10 protein-coding genes are annotated in these 12,051 nt (G+C 53.3%); 8 read left to right on the top strand and 2 right to left on the bottom strand.

All coding sequences use genetic code 11. The annotated features are described in order from the left end of the window. Positions 1–2: 2 nt before the first annotated feature. The 3 genes from NZ653_02395 to NZ653_02385 are packed head-to-tail and all read left to right on the top strand — an operon-like array spanning position 3 to position 3,699. Positions 3–1,322, top strand: coding sequence for an MFS transporter (locus tag NZ653_02395; protein MCS7285981.1), 1,320 nt, complete (start codon positions 3–5; stop codon positions 1,320–1,322). Next, entirely contained in the window at positions 1,319–2,125 is an 807-nt protein-coding gene (gene thiM, locus NZ653_02390) for a hydroxyethylthiazole kinase (protein ID MCS7285980.1), read from the top strand. Before NZ653_02395 ends, thiM begins: the two co-directional genes overlap by 4 nt. After that, positions 2,122–3,699, top strand: coding sequence for an energy-coupling factor ABC transporter ATP-binding protein (locus NZ653_02385; protein MCS7285979.1), 1,578 nt, complete (start codon positions 2,122–2,124; stop codon positions 3,697–3,699). Before thiM ends, NZ653_02385 begins: the two co-directional genes overlap by 4 nt. Here NZ653_02385 and fmt read toward each other — a convergent pair. After that, the gene (fmt, locus tag NZ653_02380; GenBank protein ID MCS7285978.1) at positions 3,668–4,618 is read right to left on the bottom strand and encodes a methionyl-tRNA formyltransferase; all 951 of its coding nucleotides are present in this window, start codon (positions 4,616–4,618) and stop codon (positions 3,668–3,670) included. The genes NZ653_02385 and fmt overlap by 32 nt on opposite strands. Further along, positions 4,615–5,634, bottom strand: a complete 1,020-nt coding sequence (locus NZ653_02375; GenBank protein MCS7285977.1) for a DUF362 domain-containing protein — start codon at positions 5,632–5,634, stop codon at positions 4,615–4,617. Before NZ653_02375 ends, fmt begins: the two co-directional genes overlap by 4 nt. A gap of 125 nt (positions 5,635–5,759) precedes the next feature. Here NZ653_02375 and NZ653_02370 point away from each other — a divergent pair, with 125 nt between their 5' ends. From NZ653_02370 to NZ653_02350, 5 genes are read left to right on the top strand one after another with little or no spacing between them, the layout of a single operon-like run. Then, the gene (locus NZ653_02370) at positions 5,760–6,275 is read left to right on the top strand and encodes a bifunctional nuclease family protein (protein ID MCS7285976.1); all 516 of its coding nucleotides are present in this window, start codon (positions 5,760–5,762) and stop codon (positions 6,273–6,275) included. A gap of 2 nt (positions 6,276–6,277) precedes the next feature. Then, positions 6,278–7,642 carry a replicative DNA helicase gene (gene dnaB, locus NZ653_02365; protein ID MCS7285975.1) on the top strand — a complete coding sequence of 455 codons (1,365 nt, stop codon included), beginning with the start codon at positions 6,278–6,280 and terminating at the stop codon, positions 7,640–7,642. After that, on the top strand, positions 7,629–8,348 hold the full coding sequence (locus NZ653_02360; protein MCS7285974.1) for a DnaD domain protein: 720 nt from the start codon (positions 7,629–7,631) through the stop codon (positions 8,346–8,348). Before dnaB ends, NZ653_02360 begins: the two co-directional genes overlap by 14 nt. Continuing rightward, entirely contained in the window at positions 8,269–9,630 is a 1,362-nt protein-coding gene (locus NZ653_02355) for an ATP-binding protein (GenBank protein ID MCS7285973.1), read from the top strand. The genes NZ653_02360 and NZ653_02355 overlap by 80 nt, the downstream gene beginning before the upstream one ends. Next, on the top strand, positions 9,627–11,876 hold the full coding sequence (locus NZ653_02350) for a hypothetical protein (GenBank protein ID MCS7285972.1): 2,250 nt from the start codon (positions 9,627–9,629) through the stop codon (positions 11,874–11,876). Before NZ653_02355 ends, NZ653_02350 begins: the two co-directional genes overlap by 4 nt. Positions 11,877–12,051: the final 175 nt, after the last annotated feature.

Here is a 12,051-nt window from a genome sequence, read left to right as displayed (position 1 = left end):
CTATGAGGAAGCTAACCCTTGAAGAAGCCATTGAACGCATAGGTTTCGGCCGCTTTCAGATCAAATTGCTTTTCATATGCGGGGCTGGGTGGGCTGCTGACGCTATGGAAGTCCTGATCATTTCCTTCGTGATCCCGGCCCTTATGAAGGAGTGGGGGCTCTCAACAGCCCAGGCTGGCTTCCTGGGGACTGCTATATTCCTGGGGATGTTGGCTGGAGCCTGGTTCTGGGGAACTATTTCCGACTACATCGGGAGGAGGCTTGGCTTTCAACTTACGGTGCTGGTGGATTCCGTCTTCGGTTTTCTCTCAGCTCTGGCCCCCAATTTCCCGGTGCTTGCTCTCCTGAGGGCCCTTACGGGCTTCGGAGTAGGGGGAACTTTGCCCGTAGACTATTCCATCTTCGCCGAATACCTCCCCAAGGACAGGCGAGGCCGCTACCTTGTGATCCTGGAAAGCTTCTGGGCTGTGGGAGCCATCCTGGCGGCAGGGCTTGCCTGGCTCATCGTCCCAAGGGTGGGCTGGAGGGCCCTCCTGGCAGTTTCGGCAGTGCCAGGGGTGATAATCTACTTCATCCGCCGCTACGTCCCCGAATCTCCACGCTATCTGCTTATAAGCGGACGGGAAGAAGAAGCCCGCAAAGTCCTGGAGCAGGTGGCCAGGGAAAACGGCGTGCAGGTGGAAATACCTGGGCTCGTGGCCGAGAGACGCCAGACAAAGGTTACTGTCCCCGCCCTCTGGAAAAGTCATCTTGTCCCCATTACACTGATGCTCTGGATAGTATGGTTCACCATTTCTCTGGGCTACTACGGGGTTTTCATCTGGCTTCCCAGGATTTTCGTCGCCCGTGGCTTCACTTTCCTCCAAACTTACGCCAACGTCTTTCTCATGTCTCTGGCTCAGCTTCCCGGGTACTTTTCAGCAGCTTATCTTGTGGAGAAATGGGGTAGAAAACCATCCCTGGCCTTTTACATGGTCATGAGCGGGCTCTTTACCTATCTTTTTGCTGTGGCAACGGGGCTCTCCTCCATCCTCTGGGCCGCAGTGCTCATGAGCTTCTTCTGTCTAGGAGCCTGGGGCTGCCTCTACGCCTACACCCCGGAACTTTACCCAACAGAAGTCCGGACTACAGGCATGGGCTGGGCAAGCGGCATGACCAGGATAGCAGGAGCAATTGCTCCTACCCTCGGAGGTTATCTCCTTTCTTTCTCCCTTACCGCAGCCCTGAGCCTCTACGCTTTCGCTTTCCTTCTGGGCGGATTAGCCACAGCGGTCCTGGGGCGTGAGACCAGAGGTCAACCCTTGTTAGAGGTTATCAGATGAAAAGCCTGAACGAACAAATTGCCGAAGCTCTGGTGCGCATTCGGCAGGATAAACCCCTCATCCACCACATAACCAATTATGTGGTGATGAACGATACTGCCAATGTTACCCTGCACCTGGGGGCTCTCCCGGTCATGGCCCACGCCCCTGAAGAGGTGGAGGAAATGACTTCCAAAGCCTCAGCCCTGGTGCTCAATATCGGCACCCTGACCATCTCCAGGATTGAAGCTATGCTGAAGGCTGGCAAAAAGGCATCGGAAATCGGCATCCCAATAGTACTGGACCCAGTCGGGGCGGGAGCTACACAACTCCGAACTGAGTCAGCTCTGCGGATTATCAGGGAATTAAAAGTGAGCATCGTCAGGGGTAACTCGGGAGAGATCGGAGCCCTTATGGGGCTTGAGGCGGAAGTGAGGGGCGTGGAAAGCATTAGAGGCGTTGAAGACCCTGCCAGAGCCTCGCGTCAGGCTGCTCAGCTCTGGAGGGCCGTGGTGGCCATCACCGGAAAGAGGGACTTTGTTTCAGACGGGGAAAGGGTATTGGGGGTGGACAATGGCCACCCCCTTTTAACCACCATCACCGGTTCCGGATGCATGGCCACCACGGCCATAGCAGCCTTTGCCGCTGTGGAAAAGGATTACCTCGTGGCTGCGGCTGGGGGACTGGCCTGCTTTGGCTTGGCGGCGGAGCTGGCAGCCCAAAGGGCTTCAGGCCCCGCCAGCTTTAAAGTTCACCTCTTTGACGAACTCTTCAACCTCACTCCAGAAATCCTCGCGGAGGGTGCAAGGATCGTGGAGCTGTGATTGAGCTCAGAGATTTCTCGTTTTCCTACGAAAGAGGGAAGGAGGCTGTAAAGGGGGTAAACCTGCGGATAGAAGCAGGTGAATTTGTCCTTCTCTGCGGACCAAGCGGAGGGGGGAAATCCACCCTCCTCAGAGCTCTCAACGGCCTTATCCCCCACTATTTCCGGGGGAAAATGTCGGGCCTGGTGACAGTTGGGGGGCTTGACACCTCCTCCCATCCTGTCCACGAGCTTTTTTCCCAGGTTGGTATTGTTTTTCAGAACCCGGACGCTCAACTTTTCACCGGGACAGTGGAAGGGGAGATGGTCTTTGGGCTGGAAAGCCTAGGCCTTCCTCGCGGGGAAATCGCTGAAAGGGTGGAATGGGTAGCGGAGACCCTGAAGATAAAACACCTTCTGGCTCGACCGCCGCGCCTTCTTTCTGGAGGGGAAAAGCAGCTGGTAGCTATCGGAGCAATGCTGGCTCTGAAACCTTCGGTGCTGGCCTTGGATGAACCCTTCGCCCACTTGGACCCCGTAGGCGCAAGGAGAGTGGCCGAAGCCCTGAGGGAAGTAAACCGCTTAGGTATCACCGTGATAGTGGCTGAACACAGATTGCGCTGTGTCCTCCCATACGTTTCCAGGATGATTGTGGTGGCGGAAGGAAAAATCCAGCTGGATGGGTCACCCCGCATGGTGCTCAAGGAGCCCGTGGAAGAATTGGGGTTAAACCTGCCGGCTCCGGTAAAGCTTTCCCGAAAACTTGGCCTTCCAGAGATCCTGCTCACCGTGGAAGAAGCCCTGCCCTACGTTAAACCGGAAGGTTTAACGCCTTCAAGCTTCTCAGACGAGGGCAACCGGGCTTCCCCAGCGGTAAAATGCCAGGATGTAGACCAGGTCCTGAACGGCCGCAAAATTTTGGACGGGATAAACCTTGAAATTGGGGAAGGGGAAATTGTGGCCATCGTTGGCGCCAACGGAGCAGGCAAGACTACCCTGATAAAACATTTCAATGGCCTCCTCAGGCCCTCCTCAGGGACTGTGGAAGTATTGGGGGTAGATACGCGCAGGATAAAAGTTTCAGAGCTGGCCAGAAGGGTTGGAATTGCCTTTCAGAACCCCGAAGAACAACTTTTCTCCCCTTCTGTTCGGGAAGAAATTCTCGTGGGGCCACGTTTCCTCAAAAAGCTGGACGAAAACTGGGTCAAGGAAATAGAAGAGCTCTTTGGACTGGGGAAGCTTCTGGATAAGCCTCCCCTTTCTCTGAGCGAGGGAGAGAAAAGAAGGGTGGCCTTTGCTTCGGTACTGGCTTCAAAGCCAGAAATCATAATCCTGGATGAACCCACTGCTGGTCAGGATGAATTTTTCCGCCAGCGTCTCGCAGTGCTCTTGAAAACCATGAAAGAAAAAGGCCGCACCACAGTTTTGGTAACCCACGACCTGGAATTTGCCCAGGCGGTGGCAGAAGAATGGGTAGTAATGGCTGAGGGTCAGGTTGCCGGGAAAGGCCACCCACGCCTTATAATGTCCGACCGCCAACTTATGGAGAGGGCCTCGCTTTTCCCTACCGAGAGCTTTCTGCTGGGGTTGATGTGAGGGTGGAACCTATGAAATCCCTGTAACCTCTGGCAAACTCTTCAGGCCCTACCCTGCCTTTGCCCTCAATTTGAATTTCTTTCAGGAGCAGGGCTCCCGAGCCGCAGGCCACTTTTATTCCCTCGTTATCTCTGAAGACCGTTCCTGGCGCATTTTCTGCTGTGGAGGTAACCGGGAGGGCTTTCCAGATTTTGAGGAGCTTGCCCTTCCAGAAGGTGAAAGCGCCGGGCCAGGGGTTGAAGGCTCTCACTTTCCTGGCCAGGACTTCCCCGGAAAGCCTCCAGTCCAAAAGACCTTCCTCTTTCCTGATGGGCTTTGTATAAGTAGCTTCGCCTTCCTGAGGCTGAGGTTCTATTTGCCCGTTGACCCACGCTGGCAGGATTTCCAGCAGAAGTTCGGCCCCGAGGGCAGCAAGTTTGTCAGCGAGGGTGCCGGCTGTATCTTCGGGCGAGATGGGGATAGCCCTGCGGGCCACCACCGGGCCAGTATCAAGGCCTTCGTCCATCAGAATTATGGTAATGCCGGTTTCCTGGTCGCCGTTGAGGATGGCGGCCGGGATGGGCGCTGCCCCTCTGTAGCGGGGGAGCAGGGATGCGTGGACGTTGAGGCATCCATGGGGAGGAATCTGAAGCACAGCCGGGGGAAGAATCTGCCCGAAGGCTGCCACCACAATTACATCTGGGTCTTTCTCCTTTATCCAGTTGATAGCCCCTTCACGCCTCAGGCTTTCAGGCTGAAGAATGGGGATATTGTGGGCCAGGGCCAGCTCTTTAACGGGCGGGGGCTTGAGTTTAAGGCCTCTTCCCGCTGGCCTGTCGGGCTGAGTGATTACTCCCACCACATGGTGGGAAGCCAGCAATTCTTTCAATATCGGGACGGCAAAGCCAGGTGAGCCCATGAAAAGAACTTTTGCCTTCACAGGTAGCTTTCTGCCTCCGAAAACTTCCAGGAAAGCTGTGCTCTATAGGATGGGTGAGGACGAAAGCGCCGGCGGACTTCCTCGGGGGAAACATTTCCCACCACCTTTATTCTGGCGAGATCGCCCACCCCAAGGTTTCTGACTTTGCAGTAGTAAAGGTAACCCACCTCATCCGGGTCAAAACCCATAAGGTAAGTAGTCAGGGAATCCACAGCCAGAGGGTCTGTCCCGGCCAGAGCGATCCGCCAGGGCACAGGGCTGCCGGAGATTGGGCCATTTCCTTCCATTCCCTCAAAACCGTCTATAACCGAAAGATGGGGCCAGAGCACCTTTGCCAGTCGGTACATGTTGAGGTTTATGGCTTCATATCCCTGGTGAATGGCGGCTTTATCGTTCCGGAAAAGGTTCCCCGAAGCCTGTGTTTTGAGCCTCTGAGCCAGAGGGGAAGAGGAAACCCATGAAGGAGTGAAGCGTTTAACCAGATTTACTAGAGCGGAAGTTCCTCCCTGGTCCTGAATCAAACTACCCACGATTATATTCTTGAGGGAAAGAGTCACCACTACGGTGTCGTGGGTTTTTGGAGGAGCTACACTTATGCGGAAATCGCTTTCCAGAACTGTCCTGGCCACCCGCACTTTCATGGGACGCAAGCGATAGTCCAATATCTCCACTTCCTCCCACTCGTCCGCATTTAAATCCATAAGCATGGCATCGTATTCAGAAGCGAGGGGGAGGTAGCCGTAGTTCTTGAAACCCTCAAAGGTAGGGGCGGTAGCAGATCCCTCGGCAATCACGAGAGGGCCCGAATAATGAGCCCGGACGAAATCCAGCACTGCCCTTGTAGCTTCCACGTGGGTCGCAGCCAGCTGATTGGTGGTAGAGACAAAATTCACCTTTACAAGGACAAGCTTCTTGCCCCCCAGGTTTATCTGGTCTTTTATGAGATCCAACGCCAGGGCAACGTTCTGATAACGGTCTTCGCCTCTGACAAGAGCTACCAGTGCTTGATTGAGCAAAGCTTTCCCCTCCTTGTTGGCAATAATTATAGGCTATAAATGGCTGCAGGACAAAACTTCCATTGCCAAAGCCTATCCCAGGTGGTATAATTAGTTTGAGAAAATCGCAATCCAGGAGGAGGAAAATGGTTGAAGTTACGGTAGATAGCATAAGGGTAAGCCTGTTATCTCAACACAGGGTGGTTGTGCTTAAGGAGGTGGGTTCAAACCGCTACCTTCCTATCTGGATTGGCCCCTTTGAAGCCGATGCGATTGCCATTCACCTGGAGGGAGTGCAGGTGGCGCGCCCTTTGACCCACGACCTCCTGAAGTCTGTGATCCACAGTCTTGGGGCTAAAGTTGCCTACGTTGTTGTGGACGATTTGCGCAACGATACCTTCTATGCCCGGATAATCTTGGAAATCAACGGCAACAGAATTGAGGTGGATTCACGCCCGAGCGACGCCATAGCCCTGGCCGTAAGAGCCAACGTCCCCATCTACGTGGCCGATGAGGTGATGGACCAAGCAGCCATCACCCCCGAAGAAGAGATAGTCATCGGGGAGAAAGAAGAAGTGAAGGATGAAGATCTCAAGCCCTTCAAGGATTTCCTGGAGAAACTGGACCTGGATGACCTTGAAGGTTTGGAGAAGATGGATTAAGCATGGTGGAAAGACTTCCTCCGCACAATCTGGAAGCTGAACAATCAGTCCTTGGGAGCCTCCTCCTGGATGGCGAAGCGGTGGTAAAGGTAGCTTCATGGCTTCGCCCTGATGATTTTTACAACAGAGCCCACAGCCTCATCTATCAGGCTATCCTTGATTTGTATGAGCGGCGAGAGCCTGTAGATTTTATAACTCTGTGCGAAGAGCTAAACAGAAAAGGAATCCTTGGGGAAGTGGGGGGTGAGGCTTACATAACCTCCCTCATAAATGCAGTCCCCACCCCCATTCATCTTGAACATTATGCTCAAATTGTGGAGAGAACTGCCACCCTGAGGAGGCTTATCTCAGCCGCTGGGGAAATTGCCTCCTTAGCTTACGACGCTTCAGGAAATGTGGAAGAGGTAGTGGATAAAGCGGAGCAAATAATCTTCGGGGTCTCCCAGCGCCGCCTCCGCCGCGATGTCTTTCACATAAAGCAAGTCCTTGAGGAATACTTTGAACGCATAGAATACCTCCACCGACACCGTGGTGAATTCATGGGTGTGCCTACGGGCTTCTCTCAGCTGGATAAGCTCCTGGGAGGCCTTCAGAAATCCGATTTCATCGTAATTGCTGGAAGGCCTGGGATGGGCAAATCCAGCTTTGCCCTATCCATAGCCCACAACGCCGCCAAACGCTACGGTCAGAGGGTCGCCATCTTCAGCCTGGAAATGTCCGCTGAGCAGGTAGTCCAGCGCCTTCTGGCTGCTGAGACCGGTGTAGATTCCCAGAGATTGCGCCTTGGTCTCATAAGGGATGAAGAATGGCCAAGGGTGGTCCAGGCCATTGGCATCCTCTCGGAAACCCTCATATTCCTGGATGACACCCCAGCTATATCGGCGATGGAACTGAGGGCTAAGGCCCGCCGCCTTCACGCTGAGCATGGCCTTGACCTCATCATTGTGGATTACCTTCAGCTAATGCAGGGAGATTCTCGTTCCGAAAACAGGGTGCAGGAAATTTCTTACATCTCTCGCTCTCTTAAATCTTTAGCCCGGGAACTCAATATCCCCGTGATAGCCCTTTCCCAGCTTTCCCGGGCTGTAGAACAGAGGCAAGATAAAAGGCCTATCCTCTCGGACCTTAGAGAATCAGGAAGCATAGAGCAAGACTCGGACGTGGTGATGTTTGTGTATCGGGAGGAAATGTACAATCCCGAGACCGAAAAGCAGAACATTGCCGAAATTATCGTGGCCAAGCACCGCAACGGCCCAACGGGCGTCGTGCCCCTTTACTTCCGCAAAGAAGTGGCTCAATTCGTAGAGGTGGAACTTCTGCGAGAAGGACTTGATTTTGAGCTTGGTGAGGGGTATGAGGAACTTTAGCAGAGGATTTAGTGGCTTTCCCTCGGGAAAACTCCCGGTAGTTCGCATACCGGACTTGTTCTTCAGCGAGCTCTTCCCTTTCATTGACAATCTCCCAGAACTGAAGGTTACCCTTTACATATTCTGGCTCATAGAACACCGGGAAAATCGGGCCCCTTATGTCAGCTTTGAGGAGATGGCATCGGATCCGGTGCTCCTCAGAGCTCTGGACCTGGGAGGAGCTTCGCCTGAGGAAAATCTGAGAAAGGGGCTGGAAAAGGCTGTTGCTCGAGGTACCCTCCTTCTGGTAAAAGCAAGCGCCGACGGTCAGGAGAAAGAATTCTACTTTCTGAACAGCGAGCGAGGGCGTCAGGCAGCTGAGAAGGCCTCTCGGGGTGAATTGCCTTTGGAGGGCCTTGTGGGAAAGAAGGTAACTTTGAAAGAAGTAAGGCCTGCTATATTTACCCTTTACGAACAGAATATAGGCCTTGTTTCCCCCCTGATAGCCGAAGAGCTTCTGGAAGCTGAAGCCACCTACCCTCAAGGGTGGATTGAGGAGGCTTTCAAAATTGCAGTGGAGAGGAACATCCGGAACTGGAGATACATAAAACGCATTCTGGAAAGGTGGGCTGCGGAAGGGAAGGACGATGCAAAAGCTAAACGATCTCCTGAGGAGGACCGCTACAGCTTCCTCCGGAGCAAATACTCCCGATTCATCAAATATTGAAACTTCCGAAGTTTGTCCCTACTGCAAAGGTAAAGGCTTCTTCGTGAAAGACGTCCCGGTGGGTCACCCCGACTTCGGTAAACTCATCCCTTGCCAGTGCAAGATAAAAGAGATGGAAAAGAAGAGAATGGCCCACCTGGGACGCTGGACAAGCCTCTCTTACCTTCAGCACATGACCTTTGAAACTTTCAAGCCAGAGGGAGTTGGGCTTCCTGAGGAGCTGCGCCTGAACCTCCGACTCGCTTACGAAGCAGCTCTGCGTTTTGCCCAAAATCCCAAGGGATGGCTCCTAATAAAGGGAGGATATGGCTCTGGAAAGACCCATCTGGCGGCGGCTATAGCCAACTACCGCCTCCAGAAGGGCGAACCCGCTATATTTATTGCAGTCCCTGATCTCCTGGATTACTTGCGCACGACTTTTTCCCCGGGCTCCCTGGTGGATTACGATGAACGCTTTGATGAAATCCGCAATGCCCCTCTCCTTATCCTGGACGATCTCGGAGCTCACTCTACCACCTCCTGGGCTCGGGAAAAACTCTTCCAACTCCTCAACCACCGCTACTTAGCCCGCCTTCCCACTGTTGTCACCACTGACCTGGAGCTGGAAGAGATAGACCCTCGCCTTCGCTCCCGCCTGGCCGACCCGGACTTTACTGAAATTATCACCATAAAGGCTCCTGACTACCGGCTGGCAACTTCCCAGAGCTCTTCTTCCCTTTCTGCCTTGGGGTTATATCGCCACATGACCTTTGAAAATTTTGACCTGAGAACTGACGAGGTGACGCTGAGGCCTGAAGAACGCCGCAACCTCAAAGAAGCCCTCCGGATCGCAAAAGAATATGCCAGGAAACCTGAAGGCTGGCTTGTCATTATGGGTAAAACTCCCGGATGCGGCAAAACCCATTTGGCTGCAGCCATCGCCAACTACATAGCCAGCCAGGGCCATCAGGTCATCTTCGTAGTAGTCCCCGATTTTCTGGATTACCTCAGGGCTACCTTCAGCCCTTCAAGCCCTGTCTCCTACGACCAGGCCTTTGAAGAAGTTCGCAATGCTCCTTTCCTGGTTTTGGACGATCTGGGGACTGAAAGCGCTACCCCATGGGCTCGAGAAAAGCTCTACCAGCTGTTCAACCACCGCTATGTGGCTCGCCTCCCTACCGTAATTACCACTTCAAAAGACCTGGAGGAAATAGACCCACGCATACGTTTCCGAATGTTAGATCCGGCCATCTCCACCGTTTTTGCCCTGACTGTTCCGGAGTACTACAAAGGCCGAAGATGACCTTGGGCGATCGCTTCCTCCCGGGAAGGCCCGCAGAGTTTATCGCCGGTGACCCCTTCTGGCCTATGGTTCCAGAAGGGGTAGTTGCTTATTATGCCAGAGAATTAACCTCTCCTGGCTCGCTAATTCTCATCCCGTTTTGCCTGAGCCCCCTCTTGCCCCTTGAGCTTTTGAATTCAGGTTACAAAGTTATCGCCTCAAATTTTAACCCTTTAGCCATCCTCCCCCTCAAAGCCCTTCACGGCCGCTGGGAGGAATTTTCCCCGGCTTTAACTCGCCTTATGGATGCCCCACGTGGGGAAAAACTCCTGCGATATTACCTTCAATCCCTCTATCAAGTAGAATGCCCGGGGTGTGGTGAAAACGTAGAGGCCGATTTTTTCCTCTGGGAGAAAAAAGCTCCGGTGGCTAAAGCTCTTAAGTGCTCCAGATGTGGCACCCAGGGCACTTTCCCTCTCGCTCCGAAGGACCTGAAACCTCTGGAAAACCTCAAGGAGAAGGGTCCCGATTACTGGTACGTCCTGGGCAGACTTTTCCCTCCGGGAGAAATTTCCCCACCCGAAGCTGAGGATTTGCCTCTGGTTTATACCCCGCGCAATCTACACTGTCTGAATGCCCTCTTTGTGAAAATAGAAACCCTTTTCCCCGAAAAATCTTTCCAGTCCCTGGCCTTGAAAACGGCTCTTCTCGTTGCTATGCACCAATCTCTCTCCCTGTATCCGTCCCCTGAGCTCAAGAGAAAACCCACGCGGCTTCATCCTCCTCAAAACTTTGTGGAGATCAACGCCTGGAAAGCTTTTCGGGCTGCTGCCGAAAGCCTCCGCCGTTTCTTCCGCCCCCTCCCCCTGGCCGAACCGGAAGAATTCTTCGGAAAAGAAAAACAGCCTGCACTGCTTCTATCTCCGTGGGGGATAAAGAGGCTGGAAAAAGAGGTGCCTCCTGCTTCTGCTTCTCTCCTCCTCATTGAGCCGCCGCCTCTGGATAGAACCTGGTGGGCCTTGAATTTCCTGTGGGCTGGCTGGCTGATGGGTTCCTCGGCAGCTCAACCCCTTCGGCCCCTTGCCCTTAAAAGGGCTTTCGGTTGGGACTGGTATGAAGAAACCATGAAACAAAGTTTAATCAAACTCAAAGGCCTCCTTAAACCTGGGGGTTTTGCCCTCATCCTGGGCCAGGATATCCTCTACGTCATGGCTGAGTGCCTCATCCTGGCTGGAATCAGGGCAGGTCTACATCCTGAAAGTTTCTCTTTCCGGGAGAAAGACAAAAAACTTGAGGTGCAACTTATCTTCTCCAATCCTCGCGTCGGGAAAGTGGAAACTCCTGCCATTGTCAAAAGAATTGAAGAAATCCTTGAAGAAGCCATACTGGAAATCCTGGAATACTGTGGTGAACCGCTTTCCCTTCCCTCTCTTCGACTGGCTTTGGAATGGTGGATGAGCTCTCGCAAAGCGTGGAACTGGAGCGACCTAAAACGGGAGGAATTCCGGAACCTTCTGGAAAAAACAATAGCTTCCTTGAAAGAAATGAACAAAGTAAAACCCTGGGCTGATGAAGCACTTCTGGGCCTCCACGGCTACTCACCTCTTCACAACCCTTTAAGCGACCGGGCAGAATTAGAGGTTTACAGGCTTCTTTGGGAAAAGGGCTTCTTAACTTTTCTCGAACTTGAAACACACTTCTACGAGCGATTTCCTGGCCCTCTCGTGCCTGAGGCAAACTTCCTGAAAGAATGCCTTAACTCTTACGGCCAGGAGGAAAAAAATGGATGGCGTCTTCGGCTGGAAGACGAACCTGAAAGAAGGGAAAAGGACAAAGAAGAGGTAATGAGCATCCTTCGGGAACTGGGGGAAAAACTGGGGTTTGAAGTGAGGGAAGGGAGCAGGACCCCTTTTGACCTCATATGGGAGGAGAAGGCGGTTTTTGGTGAACTTCCTCGCGTCATTGTTAGCCCATCTTTTGGCTTTCTGGTAGAAAGCACCGCTGCCCTTACTGGCCTTTTCCTGCGACATTTTACCCCGCCTTTTCCTCGTTCTTACGTCGTAATTCCTGGGGGCAGGGCTGCTCTGGTGTGGTACAAACTCAAGAACATGCCTTTGTGGTCGTCTTTAAAGGGCTGGCAATTCATAAAATATCGCCACCTCAGGCGTCTGGCCCAGGAGAAAACCCCGGACCGTTACAGCCTTCAGAAAATCATAGGGCTTGATCCTGTAGTAGAAAGACCTGGGGCTCAGCTTTCATTTTTATAACCCGGATTGAAAGTATCTCAAAGAGCAAGAACCCTCTGGCGAAGCCCCCATCCCGGGGGTATTCCCCAGAAACCTCAAAAAGGGAGCGATCAACCACCCTTAGCATCCCGCCCACGAGTGGGACCCTTAACCGTGGCGAACCCTATGCCCCCGAGGGTGGGGAAAATTGGGGGTC

This window comes from Anaerolineae bacterium, assembly GCA_025062375.1.
GTDB lineage: Bacteria > Chloroflexota > Anaerolineae > SpSt-600 > SpSt-600 > SpSt-600.
This window is presented reverse-complemented; position numbering and strand designations above follow the sequence as displayed.